The 16,343-nt window shown below is 64.1% G+C and carries 16 protein-coding genes; 6 read left to right on the top strand and 10 right to left on the bottom strand.

All coding sequences use genetic code 11. The features are described 5' to 3' along the window. The first annotated feature begins 1 nt into the window (after position 1). Together ACIPOO_RS07045 and ACIPOO_RS07040 are read left to right on the top strand one after the other, a co-directional pair. Positions 2–727, top strand: coding sequence for a tetratricopeptide repeat protein (locus ACIPOO_RS07045; protein ID WP_400605417.1), 726 nt, complete (start codon positions 2–4; stop codon positions 725–727). After that, positions 724–1,008, top strand: a complete 285-nt coding sequence (locus ACIPOO_RS07040) for a DUF3613 domain-containing protein (RefSeq protein ID WP_274134102.1) — start codon at positions 724–726, stop codon at positions 1,006–1,008. Before ACIPOO_RS07045 ends, ACIPOO_RS07040 begins: the two co-directional genes overlap by 4 nt. 160 nt (positions 1,009–1,168) lie before the next feature. On the opposite strand, the gene ACIPOO_RS07035 is transcribed toward ACIPOO_RS07040, so the two are convergent. Both ACIPOO_RS07035 and ACIPOO_RS07030 read right to left on the bottom strand, forming a co-directional pair. Then, positions 1,169–1,936, bottom strand: coding sequence for a response regulator (locus tag ACIPOO_RS07035; protein WP_400605414.1), 768 nt, complete (start codon positions 1,934–1,936; stop codon positions 1,169–1,171). A 149-nt stretch (positions 1,937–2,085) separates the two neighbouring features. Beyond that, positions 2,086–2,556 carry a prepilin peptidase gene (locus ACIPOO_RS07030; RefSeq protein WP_400605412.1) on the bottom strand — a complete coding sequence of 157 codons (471 nt, stop codon included), beginning with the start codon at positions 2,554–2,556 and terminating at the stop codon, positions 2,086–2,088. Positions 2,557–2,631: 75 nt separating this feature from the next. Between ACIPOO_RS07030 and ACIPOO_RS07025 the strand changes: the two genes are divergently transcribed. Together ACIPOO_RS07025 and ACIPOO_RS07020 are read left to right on the top strand one after the other, a co-directional pair. Further along, positions 2,632–3,090: a TadE family protein gene (locus ACIPOO_RS07025; protein WP_400605410.1), complete on the top strand. Its 459-nt coding sequence runs from the start codon at positions 2,632–2,634 to the stop codon at positions 3,088–3,090. Then, complete coding sequence (locus ACIPOO_RS07020) at positions 3,080–5,851, top strand: ATP-binding protein (protein ID WP_400605408.1); 2,772 nt, start codon at positions 3,080–3,082, stop codon at positions 5,849–5,851. Before ACIPOO_RS07025 ends, ACIPOO_RS07020 begins: the two co-directional genes overlap by 11 nt. A gap of 146 nt (positions 5,852–5,997) precedes the next feature. Here the strand turns inward: ACIPOO_RS07020 and ACIPOO_RS07015 are convergent, their stop codons facing one another. The 7 genes from ACIPOO_RS07015 to ACIPOO_RS06985 form a co-directional block, all read right to left on the bottom strand. Then, positions 5,998–7,992, bottom strand: coding sequence for a pilus assembly protein TadG-related protein (locus ACIPOO_RS07015; protein WP_400605406.1), 1,995 nt, complete (start codon positions 7,990–7,992; stop codon positions 5,998–6,000). A gap of 308 nt (positions 7,993–8,300) precedes the next feature. Further along, the gene (locus ACIPOO_RS07010) at positions 8,301–8,867 is read right to left on the bottom strand and encodes a DUF4136 domain-containing protein (RefSeq protein ID WP_400605404.1); all 567 of its coding nucleotides are present in this window, start codon (positions 8,865–8,867) and stop codon (positions 8,301–8,303) included. Between the two features lie 27 nt (positions 8,868–8,894). Further along, entirely contained in the window at positions 8,895–9,518 is a 624-nt protein-coding gene (locus tag ACIPOO_RS07005) for a DUF4136 domain-containing protein (RefSeq protein WP_274134109.1), read from the bottom strand. Positions 9,519–9,538: 20 nt separating this feature from the next. Beyond that, complete coding sequence (locus tag ACIPOO_RS07000) at positions 9,539–10,288, bottom strand: methyltransferase (RefSeq protein WP_400605402.1); 750 nt, start codon at positions 10,286–10,288, stop codon at positions 9,539–9,541. After that, positions 10,285–10,590 carry a nucleotide pyrophosphohydrolase gene (locus ACIPOO_RS06995; protein ID WP_274134111.1) on the bottom strand — a complete coding sequence of 102 codons (306 nt, stop codon included), beginning with the start codon at positions 10,588–10,590 and terminating at the stop codon, positions 10,285–10,287. The genes ACIPOO_RS07000 and ACIPOO_RS06995 overlap by 4 nt, the downstream gene beginning before the upstream one ends. A 156-nt stretch (positions 10,591–10,746) precedes the next feature. Then, positions 10,747–11,604 (bottom strand): MaoC/PaaZ C-terminal domain-containing protein, encoded by an 858-nt coding sequence (locus tag ACIPOO_RS06990; protein ID WP_400605400.1) that lies wholly within the window; start codon positions 11,602–11,604, stop codon positions 10,747–10,749. A 49-nt stretch (positions 11,605–11,653) separates the two neighbouring features. Next, entirely contained in the window at positions 11,654–13,009 is a 1,356-nt protein-coding gene (locus tag ACIPOO_RS06985; RefSeq protein WP_400605398.1) for a 3-oxoacyl-ACP reductase, read from the bottom strand. Positions 13,010–13,234: 225 nt separating this feature from the next. Here ACIPOO_RS06985 and ACIPOO_RS06980 point away from each other — a divergent pair, with 225 nt between their 5' ends. Next, positions 13,235–14,512: an acetyl-CoA C-acetyltransferase gene (locus tag ACIPOO_RS06980; RefSeq protein ID WP_400605396.1), complete on the top strand. Its 1,278-nt coding sequence runs from the start codon at positions 13,235–13,237 to the stop codon at positions 14,510–14,512. A gap of 562 nt (positions 14,513–15,074) precedes the next feature. Then, a complete protein-coding gene (locus ACIPOO_RS06975; protein WP_274134115.1) occupies positions 15,075–15,881 on the top strand; it encodes a helix-turn-helix transcriptional regulator in 807 nt (268 codons plus the stop codon). Positions 15,882–15,903: 22 nt separating this feature from the next. Here ACIPOO_RS06975 and ACIPOO_RS06970 read toward each other — a convergent pair whose 3' ends face one another. Then, positions 15,904–16,326 (bottom strand): hypothetical protein, encoded by a 423-nt coding sequence (locus ACIPOO_RS06970; RefSeq protein ID WP_400605394.1) that lies wholly within the window; start codon positions 16,324–16,326, stop codon positions 15,904–15,906. Positions 16,327–16,343 lie beyond the last annotated feature (17 nt).

The raw sequence follows: 16,343 nt of genomic DNA, 5'->3' as shown, positions 1-16,343 counted from the left end.
AATGAAAGCAATGATTGCAGCGTTGAGCCTCATCCTGCTGAGCGGCTGCGCCACTGACGGCTCGGCGCCGTGGCTGGCCCAGGCTGGTGGCGGCAGTTGCGCCAAGCCCAGCTCCGATCAGGAACTGGCGTTGAACATGGCCCAGGACATGGCCGACGAAGGCCGCCTGCACGCGAGCCTGGCGCATCTGGAGAGCCTGCCGCCGACGCTCCCCGAGGTACGCCTGCGCAAGGCGCGGGTGCTGCGCCTGTTGGGCAGTCGCGAGGCCGAGCCGCTGTACAAGAGCCTGCTGGGCACCTGTCGGGCCGCCGAGGGCGAACGTGGTCTGGGCCAGTTGGCGGCGGCGCGGGGCGATAACAATCAGGCGCTGATGCATTTGCAGGCTGCCGTGAAGCTGTCGCCCACCGACGAGAAGATTCGCAACGATCTGGGGGTGGTCTATCTCAACCAGCTCAAGCTCGATCAGGCGCGATTCCAGTTTCTGACGGCCATGGAGCTCAAGCAATCCGACACGCTGGCGGCGTTGAACCTGGTGACCTTGCTGATCTATCAGGATGAATGGACCCAGGCCGCCGAGCTTGTGTCCCGCAGCGGCCTGACGCCCGATCAGGTCAACGATGCCCAGGCCCGCGCGGAAAAACTCAGGGCCAGCCCCGCAGGGCTGACCATCAAGGCCGTCAAGGTGGCGGCGGTGAGCGACGTGCCTGACACAGGGAGACAGCCATGAACCGGTTCATCATCAGTGCACTGGGCCTTTCAGTGATCTGCGGCACGGCGCTGGGGATAGAGCCGGGGCCGTCCTCGCCCTCGCAAAAGCAGACCGAAACCTGGCTCAACCTGCAAGCCAGCGGCCACGCCGCATCCCCCATCCCGCAAGCGGCCGCTCCCATTGAACGCGACCTGAGCATGCAGCGCTGGCTGGACAGTTATCAGCATCAGATTCCGGAGTTCTTCGAGCAGAAGAAGGGCGGCAGCGTGTCAGGCAGTGGCGGCTCGGGCGGCAACTAAAGCCTGTGTGATCAAATTCTTGCTGGCACACCCATTCCGTTCCTGTGCTTGCCGATTCCTGTGGGAGCGGGCTCGCCCGCGAAGGCGTTCGGTCAGTCACCATCAGGGCGGTATGACACACCGCCTTCGCGGGCAAGCCCGCTCCCACAAAGCCGGGAACCTAGTGCGCGGTCACCCGCCCCCGGGCCGCCGCGTTGGTCGGCGATAACGCCAGCGCCAGTTGCGTGCGGTTGTGCATGTGGGTCAGGCGCAACACCTGAGACACATAGAGCTTCACCGTGTTCTCGGTAATCCCCAATTCACAGGCGATCTGATAGTTGGTCTTGCCCTGGCTGACCAGCTTGGCCACGTCCAGTTGACGCGGCGACAGTTGCTCGAAGATGGCCGGAATCACGAACTCGCCGTCGCCCTCGGCGAAACCGGGCTGGGCGGCCTGGCGCGACTTGTCCAGGTCCTGGCAGAGGTCATCGATCGACGCCGCCAGAAACTGCAGTTTGTCGTTCAGATGCCCCAGGTGCTGGACGTTCTTGACCCGCTCTTCCAGCGACTCTTCCTGGCGCTGCACGCCCTGGAGCAACTCGTTCAGATCGACCGGTTTCTGATAATAATCGGCGATGCCCGCACGCAGGGCCTTGATGACATCCTGCTTTTCGGCGCGCCCGGTGAGCATGATGGATTCGAAGATGCGCGTCTTGCCGGCCAGCACTTTCAGCGCCTGCACCAGCTCGATGCCGTTCATGCCCGGCATGTCCAGATCGCACAGGACAATGGCGATGCTGTGGTCCTCGCGGAACCGCTCCAGCGCCTCGCGGCTCGAATAACAAGGCGCGCAGCGATAGCCGCAGCCTTCCAGAAATTCAGTGATCTCATCGACGATCAGGGGTTGATCGTCGACCACCAGGACCTTTACTGCCGAATGCTTGTTCACCCGCTACTCCCTGCTGCGAATACAACTGAACCGGGTCCGGCGCCATGTAATCCTTCACGGCAATCCTCGTAGGACTATCACTGTCCGGACGTAGGGCTAAACCTAGTCTCACTTTCTGACTATGTACATAGATAGAGCGGGCAATGCGACTAATGGAGCCATAGCGCCATCACCAGAAAACCGGCGAACAGAAAGGGCACGAAGGGCTGTTTGCTTGACGCCTGCGGCGCCATCCTGGAGTAGCGATTGCTAAGCCCTTGAGCGAGCAGGGGCCAGGCTTTTTGACGCGCCAGCAGCCAGGCCAGGCTGGCCACGCCGGCGCCGATGAAGGTGCCAAGTATGTACAGATGCCCGCTGGCCAGGGCCAGTGCGACGAGAAGTTTCACATCACCGGCCCCCAGGCGGTTCAGTGCATAGCCCGGCAATGTCAGCAGCAGCGCCACGGCCACGCCCCAGCCCGTTTGCGCCATGGGCACACCCAGCCAACTGGTGCCGGTGCTCAGCAGGTAGATCAGGGCGAACAGCGCACCGCCGAACGTCAGCCAGTTGGAAACCCTTCTGCTGCGCGCATCCTGGTCCGCGCAAACGGCAAACCAGATGAGTAGGAAAAGTAAATTCATCGGGTAAAAAACGTCCTGTTTTCCGGAAAGAATCTATGCTCCATGCAAGGTAGCACTGTCAGGGTAGACGTCGGCATGCGAAGGACCTCACGCAACTTTTCCCCCGCAGGACAAAACGGCGCCGCTGCCATCGAGTTTGCGTTGGCGTTCGTGATTTTCTTCGGCATTTTCTATGGCCTGGTGACCTACAGCCTGCCGCTGTTGATGATGCAGTCATTCAACAACGCCACCGCCGAAGCCGTGCGCCAGAGCGTCGCCATCAGCCCCAGCGTCAACAACTACAACAGCGTGGTCACCACCCAGGCCAGTTCGGTACTGAGCAGCCAACTGGCGTGGATACCCGCAGCCTTCGCCTTCAATGTGGCCACCGATGCCGTGGTGACCTTCGACGGCAAGCTGCTCAGTGTCCGCATCAATTACCCGCAAAGCAAGCTGACCCAGGTCATGCCGGTCATGACCCTGCCCGGAATCGGCAACGTGCCGAATCTGCCGACCTACCTTTCAGCCGAAGCGAGCCTGCAACTTGCCCCTTAAGAACGAAATCCTCAATCGATGGCTGGGGCGAACCGATGCGCCCGCCGAGCCCGCGCCGCAACGCCTGCCTCAGGTGAGCGAGCCTGCGTCGGTGAGTGCCGACTGGAACATGCAGCTGGACGAAGAGGGGCGGGTCACGGGTATCAGCAAGGCGCTGCGTACGGCGCTGGGGGTGAGCGGGGCCGTGACGCCGGCGCAGCGCCTGCTCGGCTACCTGATGCCCAGCAGCGCACTGGTGGTGGAGGGCACCCCGCAGGACTGGCTGGGCCACATGCTCGACCTGGATTTCAGGCGCCCCAACGGTCAGGTACTGCACACACGTGGCTGGGTGCAGGCGCAGGGCAGTGACTGGCTGCTGCAACTGCTGGATATCGGCGACCTCATGGAGCAGGCCAGCGCGGCCCAGAGCCGTCAGCAGTGCCTGCGCCTGGCCGGGCAGTTGGCCGAGAAGGTCCGGGGATGTCATCTGGAGCGGTTGCAGGCGGTGACCGCCGAGCAGCTCGAAGAACTGGCGCAGAACTACCGCGTGCCTTGCCTGGCCTTGGCACTGGCCGAGCCCGGCGGCGTGGGCTGGCGCATCTATGCCCACTACAACGCCCAGACCGCGCCGCAGCTGTGGCAGGACGGCCAGCGCCTGGGCACCGATCTCGACTCACTGAACAGCACCGTCACTCATCAGATCGACTTCGGCGCACCTGTCGCCCAGGTTCACCTGCAAAGTGCCTTCGGCAACGCCGAGGGTTTCCTGTTGCCCCATCACAAGGAAGGCTCGATCAAGGCCTGGCTGCTGTTCGGTTTCTACAACGCCGCGCATCAGGCCCCCGAGCTGGGTGATCGCGAGTGGATGAACCTGTGTGCGGCGCTGGCCGGCCCCATTCTCTACCGCCAGGCCGATCAGGTGCACCGCCACCAGTTGGAGCGCCTGGCAGTGTTGCAGGATCTGCTGGGCACCGGCTGGTGGGAGCTGCTGCCCGGTGGCGAAGACATCCAGTTGGCCCCGCAACTGGCGCGCACCCTGGGCTTGCCCGAGACTCGCGATGTGCTGGCGCTGGACGCCTGGCTGCAACTGATTCATCCGGCTGACCGCCACGAACTGGAAAGCCGCCTCAGCCTTTTGCGTGACCACGGCACCGCCATGCTGTCCTGCGTGAGGTTGCGTCAGGACGATCCGGGTCAGGCGCCGGTCTGGCTGCGGATCCAGGGGCAGGTGCTGGTCAGCGGGCAGGTGCGTCGGGTGCTGGGCTTCATGCTCGATGTCAGCGATATCAAGAACCAGGAAATCCAGGCCGCCGCCGCCCACGCCCGTCTCGATAACCTGATCGCCAGCTCCCCTGCGGTGATCTATGTGCTGGGCTACGACCACGGCAGCCTTGAGCCGACGTTCTTCAGCGCCAGCCTCACGCCGCTGCTGGGCTGGACCCAGGCCGAGTGCAGCGATGGCCAGCTCACCCAGTACATTCACCCCGATGACCGCGACATCTGGTTCCAGCGCACCCGTCAGCTGCTGCGCGAAGGCGTGGTCAGTTGCCGTTATCGTCTGCGCGATAAAAAGGGCAGCTACCACTGGCTGCTGGACGAGGCGCGGCTGCTGCGTGATGACCTCGGCATGCCGGTGGAGGCGGTGGGATTGTGGCTGGATGTGACGGACGCCACTCAAGCCACCGAGCGCGTGCGTGAGAGCGAAGAGCGCTACCGGATTCTGGTGGAAGATTCCCCGGCCATGATCTGCCGCTACACCCCGGACCTGATCCTGAACTTCGGCAACCGGCCTCTGGCCGATTACCTGGAATGCACCCCCGCGCAACTGCCAGGGGTCAATCTGGGCGAATGGTTTTCCGCCGAGCAGAAGGAGGCCTTCCTGCGGCGTATCGACGACCTGACGCCTGAATCGCCGATGAGCACGGCGGAGATCTGCCTCGAACTGCCGGGCCGCGAGCACGCCTGGTGGATCTGGGCCGACCGTGGGGTGTTCAACGATGCCGGCGAACTGATCGAAATCCAGGCCGTGGGCCGCGACAACACGGAAATCCGCCGCACCCGCATGCAGCTCAACCAGAGCGCGAAAATGGCGACACTGGGTGAGATGGCGACCGGGCTTGCCCACGAGATCAACCAGCCGCTCAACGTCATGCGCATGGCGGTGGTCAACGTGCTCAAGCGCCTGAGCAACGGCGAGGTGGAAATCGACTACCTGACCGACAAACTCAACCGCATCGACGCCCAGGTCCAGCGCGCGGCGCGGGTGGTCAACCACATGCGTGTGTTCGGCCGACGCTCGGAAATCGAGCAGCAATTGTTCGACCCGATCGAGGCGGTGGAAGGCACCCTGAACATGCTCACCGAGGGCATGAAAGGCAAGGGCGTCGACCTGCGGGTGGGCGAGTACGGTGAGCGGGTGCAGGTGCGCGGGCATGTGGATCAGCTTGAACAGGTGCTGATCAACCTGATGGTCAATGCCCGGGATGCATTGCTCTCCAAACGCGACAAGGACCGCGATTTCGAACCCTGGATCGCGTTGCGGGTGGAACAGGATGACCAGACGCTGTGGCTGGTGGTCGAGGACAACGGCGGCGGTATTGACCCACGGTTGCTGGAGCGGATTTTCGAGCCGTTCTTCACCACCAAACCGGTGGGCGTGGGCACCGGGCTGGGGTTGTCGGTGAGTTATGGCATCGTCGAACAGATGGGCGGGCGGCTGAGCGTCAGCAACGCGAGTGAAGGCGCCTGTTTCCGCATCGCCTTGCCCATCGCGCTGATGTGACACCCGCCCGAAACATGCGCCACCACCTGTAGGAGCGCGCTTGCCCGCGACGTCGGTGTGTCAGGCAATACATGCTTGGCAGACACACCGCCGTCGCGGGCAAGCGCGCTCCTACAGGAAATGTGGTTGTGCCAACGGGATCGGTGTCAGATGACCAACTGCGCCTGCCCTGGATGACAACTGAGGTTGGCGCCGATATCGATGTTGGTCACATCAATCCCCAAATTACTCAGCAGGCTGTTGAGCAACGGATCGAGCAGCGGGCTCAGGGTGCTCTTGATGAGCGCACCGACCAGACTGGTGACACCGCTAAACGTACTGGCCACTGTATTGAGCAGCGCTCCCAGCCCCGTGGCATTGGCGTTGGGGCCGAACTGGTTGATGCTGATCCCCGACAGCGTCGTGCTCAGGCTGTTGACGATGTCGTTGGGCGGCGCGGGTTGCATGGCCGGCGGTTTGGTCAATTCAGGCGGCTGATTGAACACGTAGGTGTATGGCGCGGCGTTGCCGACCAGCGAGGTATTGAGCGTCAGCCCCAGCCCACCGGCCGCGAAGGGCTTGCGCGGATCGCAGGTGAGCGGAATCAGCAGCAGATTGCTGCAGGCCTTGGTGCCGATGTCCACGATGGCCAGCGGGTCGGCATTGGTCGGCGTCAGGCTCGAAAAGAAGGTGGTCTCGTCGATGGTCCCGACCCTGACCGTCGCCAGGGCGGTGTTGGTCTGGGTGGTCAGGGTCTTGGTGGCGTCGGTGGTGCAGTTGACGTCGGTGACGTGGGCATTGGCGGCCGCGAGTTCCAGTCCCAACGAGACCTTCACCCCATTGGGCAGCACTTGCGGATCGGTCTGGGTGCATTTGGTGCCCAGCAGGCAGCCGACCGCGCTCAGGTTCAGGTTCAGCAGGCCGTTGACGGTGGAGGTGAGCGGGCCGGTCAGCCCCGCCACTGTGTTGACCAGGCCGACCACGCCCGTCAGCAGCGGCAGATCGACCGTGACCAGCGCCCGGACCTGCGCGGTACGCACGTAGATCCGGTTGGCGCCCATCGGGTCTGCCTTGGCCAGCAGCGGGTTGCCCACCGCCGACAGTTGCGGCGGCTCGATCACTTTGACCTTGGCCGAAATCAGCGCCAGGCCCGGCACGCTGATCGACTGGGTGATGGCCGCAGCGTTCTTGCTGTTAGCCAGTTGCGCGAGGGTCTGCACCAGTTGAAACGCCTGAAGCCCGGCGTCGAGCCCCGCGCTGGGCGTGCCGCTCTGCACATTGAGCAGGTCCCCCAGCTTGACCAGCGAAGACCCGGCGCCCGATCCCGCCACCGCTGTTTGCAGGCTGGTCAGGCCGTTGATGGCGGCGGTGATGGTCGCCGTGGCGCCGCTCTGTTGCAGGGCACTGATGGAAGCGCCGATCAGCTTGGTCAGCGTGGTGTTGGTGGCCAGCAACTGGGTGTAGTCGCCTGCCTTCACGTTCAGGGCGATGGCCAGTTGATCGGCAAACTTGAGCAGGTTCACGTCCGTGTCCAGCAGCCCTTTCCAACTGGCCAGGCTCAGGTTGACGGTGGAGCCGAGCAGGGCGCTGAGGGCCGAATTCAGTGAGTTGGCGCGGCTCTGGTCGACGTTCACGCTCAGCAGCGAGCTGCGGATGGTCAGTTGCGCCATGGGCGGCGACGGCTTGGCGGCGACTGCCACTGCGGTGAGTGCGACATCGGCAGGTGTGGCGCTGCCGAACATCGCGCCGATGCCGGCGGCGATGCTGCGCGGCACCGAGTGGCTGACGGTGACCTGGATGGCGTCGGATCTGCTGGCGTCCAGGGTGAACGCCCGGCGGCTGTTGGCGCCCACCGCGAGGGTGCCGCACAGGGTGGTCAGGGTGCGGCTGGCGTCGATGACGGTGAAGCCGTTGCGGGTCGCGCTCTGGGTGGCGTAAGCCTTGGCGGAGCTTGCGCCGATGCAGTTGCCGTTCAGGCTCGCCGCTTCCAGCGCGGCCATGTCGGCGACCCGCTGCAAGGTGCGTTTTTCCATGTACAGCCGACCGCTGTCGACCACGACCAGGGTGCACAACAGGGCCAGGGCCATTGTCAGCGCTGCCATCAATCCTATGGCACCACGCTGCCGCTCCCGGCGGGCGCAGGGGTACATCAGGGGAGACATCCAGCACTCCTTCGGCAAAGCCGTCGCTACTCACCCTCGTTGTTGGGGGAGTCTAGCTGAGGCTTTGCGTGCGTGCCGGGTCATGCGTTGAACATCACAAGATCGCCCCCTCCGGCAAGCCGTGCTGCTACGGGATTGGCGTTGATCACGAATCTTGTGAATATCCCCTGTCTTCTGTGGGAGCGGGCTTGCCCGCGAAGGCGTCCAGCCAGTCGCCATCAAGGTTGCACGACACACCGCTTTCGCGGGCGAGCCCGCTCCCACAGCGCCGGGGCGACCACGCCCTACGGATGGTGTGCATCAAGCCATCAATGCGGCGGGTATTGCTGCAGGATTTTCTGCACTGTCTGGCGCAGCGCCAGTTCGCGGGCTGCGGGGTTGGCGTTGCCGTCGGTGGCGCTCTGTTCGGTACTGCCGCGCCAGACCAGCTTGCCGTCCTTGCCGTCGAGCAGGTCGATCTGCAAGGTCGAAACCTTGTAGCTCACATTACGCGTCTCGGTGCCTATCGGGCCGCCCCAGTAGCCGCCCCACGGGTTGCCCCAATAGCCGCCACCGCCGTAGTTGGTGGTGACCATCTGCTGGCGGTCCTCGACGATCAGCCAGGCCTGCACCTGCACGTCAGCCCGGGTGCCGGGTGCGGCAGGGCGCAGGCCGCGCTGGTCGAGCTGATCGCCGACCGACTGGCGAATGCGCTGCTCGGTCAGGTCGCTCTTGATCCTTGGATCATTGGGTTGATATTGCAGGCCAGGCTCTTTCCAGGCCCAGGTTCGATACCCGCCGAAGTCCCGCTGCGCGTCGAAGTCACGATTGACCCGATCGGTCTGGCAGGCGCTGAGCAGCAGGGCAACACACACGACAGCGATACAGCGGAACATGATGGCTCTCCGATACCGTAACGAGTATTACGTAGGTGGGTAGGCGGTCAAAGCCTGCTGTACCGCCTGGCGCAGGGCTTTGGCGCGATCGGACTGATCGCCGCCACTGCCGGTTTCGGCACTGGCGCTCCACACGGGCTGGCCGCTGCGGGCATCGAACATACTGATGCGCACCACGACCACTTGCTCCTGATAGGTTCTGACGATGGGCACGCTGGCGTAACCGCCGCAGCCGTGGCGATAGCCGTTGTAGCAGCCCACGCCCGTGCCGCCATAGTACGGGTCGTAATAATCGTCACGCACCTGGCGCAGCCGGGTTTCCACGCGGGTGTCGGCGGCGATGCTCAGGTCGGCCGCCTGGGGATTGCGCGAAGGCCGCAAGCCACGCTGATCCAGCCCGTTGCTGACCGCCTCGGCGAGTTGCGCCGAATCGGCCCATTGGGTACCCGGCGGCAACTGGTTGTTGAGCCAGGTCCAGTTGCGATAACGGCCGAAATCCCGGGGCGCGGCAGGGTAGGCGCTCATGTCCAGGACGTTGGCCGCTTGCGGCGGTGCAGGCGGGATCGCGGCGGAGACGGCGCGGTACGGGTTTTGACTCTGGCAGGCAGCAAGGCCTGCGCACAGGGCGAGCAAAGCAAGACGGCGTTTCATGATGGTCTCCGCAAGTAGCCTCAAACAGGTCGGCACATCCAGTGCAGATAGCGTCCCAATCCGGCAAAGCCTGGGTGACGTCGGTGCGCGAGTTCCATCTCCAGCAGGTCGGCAAGCTCGGCTCTGGCCTGGAATTCCACGGGCATGTAGTCGTGGAAAACCCGAACGCCACTTCTGGTTTCGACTCGCCACATACCTTCAAGTTGCGCCGCTAATTCGCGCGGATCAAGGGGTTGTTGCGGGGTCAGGCTCTGTTTTTCACCGGCCATGGTGTTTTTGCGCATCTTGCGGAAATGGCCCTTGAGCAGATTGCGGTAGATCAGCGCGTCGCGGTTGTAAAACGCCAGAGACAACCAGCCGTCGGCGCGGGTCAACTGGCGTAGCACGGGCAGGATGGTGAACGGCTCGGCGAGCCATTCAAGCACTGCGTGGCAGATCACCAGATCGTAGGGCTCGCTCAACAGGCTTGGCAGATCCTGCCAAGGCGCCTGGATGAAGGTCGCGGTCTGCCCGGCTTCGGCAAAGCGCTGGCGCGCGCCTTCAAGCATCGGTTCGGCAGGCTCGGTGAACGTAACGTCGTGGCCCCGTTCAGCCAGCCACAACGACATGTGGCCCAATCCGCCGCCGATATCCAGCACTTTCAATGGGCGATCCGGTAAGCACTCGGACAAATCCGCCTGCAACACTGCCAGGCGAATCGCGCCCTTGGCACCGCCGTAGATCTTCTCGGCGAAACGGGTCGCCAGCTGGTCGAAATGACGATCACTCATTTGGCGAACCGCCGCTCGCTGTCGGCCAGCTTGGCGCTTACCACTTCGTTCATGTCCAGCCCCAGTTCGCTGCACATCAGCAGCAGATACAGCACGATGTCACCCACTTCCTGTCCGGCATGAGCCAGTTCGTCAGCGGGCAACTGGCGTGACTGGTCCTCGGTTTTCCACTGGAAGATCTCCACCAGCTCGGCCATTTCCACACTGGCGGCCATGGCAAGGTTCTTCGGGCTGTGGAATTGCCGCCAGTCGTTGGTATCGCGGATGCGATGCAGGCGTTGGGTGAGTTCGTCGAGGTTCATGGGCAGGTCTCCTGAAGGTGCGTAGCTTCAGGGGGATGGATGGCGGAATCAAGCCCCGCCCCCCGTAGGAGCGCGCTTGCCCGCGACGGCGGTGTGTCAGGCGGTACATATCGGGCAGAAAGATAGCGTCGCGGGCAAGCGCGCTCCTACAGGTTATCAATCAGATGCAGGCTGCCACGTCCCGATCATATGCACGATCCCTTCCTTGCCCTGGACCTTCAACTGCCCATGAGACCCTGCCGCGCTGGCCGACAGCGTCACTTCACTGGGCAGGCGCACGGGCTTCTGGAACTCCACCGAAATATCCACATTCGACGCCGGCAAGTGATCGTCCAGCGCCGCCAGGGCGCGGCTTTTTATCCACAGGCCGTGGGCGATGGCCTTGGGGAAGCCGAACAGCTTCGCACTGCTGTCGCTCAGGTGGATCGGGTTGTAATCGCCGCTGACCTTGGCGTATTGCCGGCCTATGTCGGACGGCGCGTACCAGGTCGCCAGCTCGGTCATGGGCAGGGGCGCGGGCTCGTAGGCGCCTTCGACGTCGCCGGGTATCTGCACGCCTCGGCAGAGCATGGTGCTGTCTTCTTCCCACAGCAGGCCCAGCGCGTCCTCGATCTGGGTAATCAGGCTGAACGTCGCGCCCTTGGCGTGGGGCCGCAGACGGGCAACGCGCACGCTGACCTGCGCCTTGATCACGTTGCCCAGCGGGCGACGGATGCTGATCCGGTTCTGCAGGTGCACCAGGCCCAGCAGCGGGAAGGGGAAGTCCTTGTCGGTCAGCAGCTTCATCTGCAACGGGAAGGCGAGCACATGTGGATAAGTCGGCGGCAGCAGGCTGCCCGGAACATATCCACAGACCTTGGCGAAGGCCTCGACCTTCTGCGGATCCACCGAGACCCAGCAGCGCAGCCCCTGATCGGGCAACTGCGTACCGCTGACCTTGCGCCGCAGCGCCGCTTGCATGAACAGGCCCGGCAACGCCGGTGGGGTATCCAGGTAACGCCAATGCGCACTCATCGACTTTCTCCCGCGCTAATCCTCATGTGCATTTCATCCACAGGCTGGTTCAGGCGCCGATCACGCTCTGCCCGCACACCCGCAACACCTGGCCGCTGACGGCACCGCTGCCCGGCTGGCTCAGCCACGCCACGGCTTCGGCGACGTCCTGCGGCAGGCCGCCCTGGCCCAGCGAGCTCATGCGCCGCCCGGCCTCGCGCAGGGCGAAGGGCATGTGCGCGGTCATGCTGGTTTCGATGAAGCCTGGCGCCACCGCGTTGATGCTGATGCCCCGCGCCTTGAGCACAGGCGCCATGGCCCGGGCCAGGCCAATCAACCCGGCCTTGCTGGTGGTGTAGTTGGTCTGCCCGCGATTGCCCGCCAGGCCGCTGATGGAGGCCATGAGGATCACGCTGCCGTTATCGTGCAAGGCGCCGGCGTCGATCAGTGCCTGGGTCAGTACCTGCGGGGCGTTGAGGTTGACGTTGAGCACCTGATCCCAGAAATCGGCGGTCATGTTGGCCAGCGTCTTGTCGCGGGTGATGCCGGCGTTGTGCACCACGATGTCCAGCCCGCCGGGGACCTGCTCGATCAACTGCGCGGCCGCGTCCGGGGAGCAGATGTCCAGCACCAGCGCCTGGCCGCCAAGCCGCGCGGCCAGGGCTTCGAGGTCTGCCTTGGCCTGTGGCACATCCAGCAACACAATATCTGCGCCATCCCGGGCCAGGGTTTCGGCGATGGCAGCGCCAATGCCACGTGCCGCGCCAGTCACCAGCGCCTTGCGGCCAGCCAGCGGGCGGCTCCAGTCCTGAACCTTGTTGGCGCAGGCGCTCAGGCGAATGACCTGCCCGGAAATAAACGCGCTCTTGGGCGAGAGAAAGAATCGCAGCGCGCCTTCGAGTTGACCTTCTGCGCCGTCTTCCACTTGCAGCAGTTGTACGGTGCCGCCGTTACGCATTTCCTTGGCCAGCGAGCGGCTGAAACCTTCGATGGCCTGTTGCGTGCTCGACGCGAGCGGATCGCTCTGGGTGGCGGGGTCGCGGGCCAGAATCAAGATGTGTGCGCTGTGATCGAGACTGCGCAGTACCGGCTGGAAGAAGTCCCGCAGCTGCGCCAGTTCAGACGTGTGCAGAAGGTGACTGGCGTCGAACACTATGGCCTTGATCTTCGAACCCTGCTCGGCGCTCCATGGGTGTGCGCCGCTGACCTCGCCGCCAGAGCTGAACAGCAGATCAGTCATGCGCGGGGCAAAACCTGCGACCTGCTCGGCCAACGGGCCACTGCTGAGCAGCAGCGCACCCTCCACCGGCCGCAACCGCCCGGCCTGCCAGCGCTCCAGGCGCACGGGAGCCGGCAGCCCGACTGCCCCGACCAACCGACGACCGATATCCGAGTTGGCGAAGTCAATGTAGCGATCAGATGCCATGGAACACTCTCCTTGAGGCTGGGTTCAAAGCAGTGGACCACACTGTCAGGTAGAAGGTCCTACGCTATTGGCTGGCATGGTCCGGACCGTACTTGTAGGAGCGCGCTTGCCCGCGACGGCGGTGTGTCAGCCATCTACAGGTAATCTGGCACACCGCTATCGCGGGCAAGCGCGCTCCTACAACGGCGTGGCGCCTGCACGACCCACACAAAAATGGAGTTTTCAATGATCCAGACACGCCGCGTGGCAATCATAGGTGGCAATCGCATTCCTTTCGCGCGCTCCAACGGCGCCTACGCCACTGCCAGCAACCAGGACATGCTGACCGCCGCGCTGGAGGGGCTGATCGAGCGCTTCAACCTGCACGGCCTGCGCATGGGCGAGGTGGTGGCGGGGGCCGTGCTCAAGCATTCGCGAGATTTCAACCTGACCCGCGAGTGCGTTCTGGGCTCGCGGCTGTCGGCGCAAACCCCCGCCTATGATCTGCAACAGGCCTGCGGCACCGGGCTTGAAGCGGCGTTGCTGGTGGCCAACAAGATTGCCCTGGGGCAGATCGAATGCGGCATCGCCGGTGGCGTCGATACCACCTCCGACGCGCCGATTGGGGTGAATGAAGACCTGCGCCAGATCCTCCTGCAGGTCAATCGCGCCAAGAGCACCGGCGACAAGCTCAAGGCGCTCACCCAGCTGCGTCCGCACAACCTCAAGCCCGAGTTGCCGCGCAATGGCGAGCCGCGCACGGGGCTGTCGATGGGGCAGCATTGCGAACTGATGGCGCAGACCTGGCAGATCCCGCGCCAGGCGCAAGATCAGTTGGCGCTCGAAAGTCATCAGAAGATGGCCAATGCCTACGCCGAAGGCTGGCAAGACGATCTGCTGACGCCGTTCCACAGCCTGACCCGGGACAACAACCTGCGCCCCGACGCCAGCCTGGAAAAGCTCGCCTCGCTCAAGCCGGCCTATGAGCGCAGCGCCAAGGGCACATTGACCGCTGGCAACTCGACGCCACTCACCGACGGCGCCTCCCTGGTGTTGCTCGCCAGCGAAGACTGGGCCCGGGAACGTGGCTTGCCGGTGCTGGCGTACTGGCGCGATGGCGAGGCGGCGGCCGTGGATTTCGTGCGCGGCGAGGAGGGCTTGTTGATGGCACCGGTATACGCCGTGCCCCGGTTGCTGGCGCGTAACGGCCTGACCTTGCAGGACTTTGACTTCTACGAAATCCACGAAGCCTTCGCCGCCCAGGTGCTGTGCACCTTGAAGGCCTGGGAAGATGCCGATTACTGCAAGACCCGCCTGGGCCTGGATGCGCCGCTCGGGTCGATCGATCGCAGCAAGCTCAATGTCAAGGGCAGCTCACTGGCCGCCGGCCACCCCTTCGCCGCAACCGGCGGGCGGATCGTCGCCAACCTCGCCAAATTGCTCAGCGTGGCAGGGCAGGGCCGCGGCTTGATCTCCATCTGCGCAGCAGGGGGCCAGGGCGTGACGGCCATCCTCGAACGCTGAAATCGCCCCGCCGCCAAGGCGGACGTTGCCTTGTAGGAGCGCGCTTGCCCGCGACCGCGGTGCGTCAGATACCCATGCATGCCTGACACGCCGCCATCGCGGGCAAGCGCGCTCCTACAGAGGACTGGGGCGTGCAGATGATTTGTGAGCGAGCTCATACCCGTAGCAGTCCGGCTTGCCGGCGTCAGCGACATCAAATACCCCGTCGCCGCCAAGGCGGACGTTTCCTTGTAGGAGCGCCCTTGCCCGCGACCGCGATCAGATACCCATGCATGCCTGACACGCCGCCATCGCGGGCAAGCGCGCTCCTACAGAGGATTGGGGCGTGCAGATGATTTGTAAGCGAGCTCATAGCCGTAGCAGTCCGGCTTGCCGGCGTCGGCGACATCAAATACCCCGTCGCCGCCAAGGCGGACGTTGCCCTGTAGGAGCGCGCTTGCCCGCGACCGCGGTGCGTCAGGTACCCATGCATACCTGACCCGCCGCCATCGCGGGCAAGCGCGCACCTACAGGTTTGATGTCGTTCTGGATAAACTGCTTATTCACGACAAAAGGCCCGCCCATGCCGAGCAACGGACACTCCCCCTCGCGCAGCCCCGAAACGCTGCGCTCGATCCCTGCGCTGACCGACCTGCCCCGGCCGCTGTATGCCCGTGCCGAAAGCCTGAGCGCCGGGTCATGGACGCCGACCCATCGCCATGACTGGGTGCAGTTTTCCTACGCCATCAGCGGCGTGCTGGGGGTTCACACCGAACAGGGCAGTTTCTTCGCGCCGCCGCAGTGGGGCGTGTGGATTCCGGCGGGGCTGGATCACGAGGTGGTCACCTCCACCCGCGCCGAAATGCGCAGCCTCTACGTGCGCACCCAGGACTCGCTCTGGGCGCCGGGCCGTTGCCGGGTGCTGGAAGTCACGCCCCTGGCCCGGGAACTCATCAAGGCATTCTGCCTCCTGCCCCCCGATTACCCCCAGCAAGACAGCCAGGAAGCCCGCCTGGTGCAGGTGCTCCTCGACCAACTGTCCAACCTCCCCGAAGTCGGCTTCTCCCTGCCACTGCCACGCCATGCCCGGCTACTGGCACTGTGTCAGGAACTGGTCGAAGCACCCGGCCAGGACATCACGCTCACCGAGTGGGCGTCACGTTTGAGCATGTCGGAAAAAACCCTGATGCGCCTGTTCCAGCGCGAAACCGGCCTGAGCTTCAGAGGCTGGCGCCAACGAGCGAGACTGCTGGCTTCGCTCAATGCGCTGGAGGAGGGCGACAGCGTGACCAGCACCGCCCTCAATTGCGGTTATGACTCGACGTCGGCGTTCATTGCCGCCTTCAAGACCCTGTTCGGCTTCACGCCGGGGGAGCTTTTTCGGGCGTAGCCGAAGTGAACACGCACAGCGATCAGGATACCAAGCCTCTTACAGTCACCCGCGTAGACGTCGTGGTTCCACCGTTGGGAATCGACACGTTATTGCTGTCCAGCACCTGGGTGATCGCCACCACCGTCGCATTCGCCGGCACGATGAACGTGCTTGCGTTCGAGAGGCCAGGGCCGCCCGGAAAAATGACGGTATAAGTGACCTGCAAGGTTTGTCCTGCGGTCTTCACCACCTCGGCTGCGGGAATGAGGATCTGCACTACGGGGCCATTGCTGCCGGGTTGCGGATCGGTCTCGTAGCCTGCGCCCCAATGCACGATGATGTAGTCATTGACTGACATATCGTCATATCGCACATCGATACGAGCGCCATTGGTGAGAACGGCAGGACTTAAAAAGCCGTTGTTCGCATCCGGCGATGTGGGCGCTCTGAAGTTACTGGCCATGGTGTGTTTCTCCCGTT

Origin of the sequence: Pseudomonas sp. NPDC090201, assembly GCF_044746825.1 — a bacterium.
GTDB classification, from domain to species: Bacteria; Pseudomonadota; Gammaproteobacteria; order Pseudomonadales; family Pseudomonadaceae; genus Aquipseudomonas; species Aquipseudomonas putida_AD.
The sequence above is the reverse complement of the archived record's forward strand: the minus strand, read 5'-3'. Positions and strand labels throughout refer to the sequence as shown.

Bases quoted from the DNA above. Each gene is read 5' to 3' on its own strand.
- ACIPOO_RS07015 (WP_400605406.1), bottom strand. From the start codon at position 7,992: ATGTCTCCCCTGATGTACCCCTGCGCCCGCCGGGAGCGGCAGCGTGGT.
- ACIPOO_RS07000 (WP_400605402.1), bottom strand. From the start codon at position 10,288: ATGAGTGATCGTCATTTCGACCAGCTGGCGACCCGTTTCGCCGAGAAG.
- ACIPOO_RS07010 (WP_400605404.1), bottom strand. From the start codon at position 8,867: ATGTTCCGCTGTATCGCTGTCGTGTGTGTTGCCCTGCTGCTCAGCGCC.
- ACIPOO_RS06995 (WP_274134111.1), bottom strand. From the start codon at position 10,590: ATGAACCTCGACGAACTCACCCAACGCCTGCATCGCATCCGCGATACC.
- ACIPOO_RS06985 (WP_400605398.1), bottom strand. From the start codon at position 13,009: ATGGCATCTGATCGCTACATTGACTTCGCCAACTCGGATATCGGTCGT.
- ACIPOO_RS07030 (WP_400605412.1), bottom strand. From the start codon at position 2,556: ATGAATTTACTTTTCCTACTCATCTGGTTTGCCGTTTGCGCGGACCAG.
- ACIPOO_RS07025 (WP_400605410.1), top strand. From the start codon at position 2,632: ATGCGAAGGACCTCACGCAACTTTTCCCCCGCAGGACAAAACGGCGCC.
- ACIPOO_RS06990 (WP_400605400.1), bottom strand. From the start codon at position 11,604: ATGAGTGCGCATTGGCGTTACCTGGATACCCCACCGGCGTTGCCGGGC.
- ACIPOO_RS07040 (WP_274134102.1), top strand. From the start codon at position 724: ATGAACCGGTTCATCATCAGTGCACTGGGCCTTTCAGTGATCTGCGGC.
- ACIPOO_RS07045 (WP_400605417.1), top strand. From the start codon at position 2: ATGAAAGCAATGATTGCAGCGTTGAGCCTCATCCTGCTGAGCGGCTGC.
- ACIPOO_RS07005 (WP_274134109.1), bottom strand. From the start codon at position 9,518: ATGAAACGCCGTCTTGCTTTGCTCGCCCTGTGCGCAGGCCTTGCTGCC.
- ACIPOO_RS06970 (WP_400605394.1), bottom strand. From the start codon at position 16,326: ATGGCCAGTAACTTCAGAGCGCCCACATCGCCGGATGCGAACAACGGC.
- ACIPOO_RS06975 (WP_274134115.1), top strand. From the start codon at position 15,075: ATGCCGAGCAACGGACACTCCCCCTCGCGCAGCCCCGAAACGCTGCGC.
- ACIPOO_RS06980 (WP_400605396.1), top strand. From the start codon at position 13,235: ATGATCCAGACACGCCGCGTGGCAATCATAGGTGGCAATCGCATTCCT.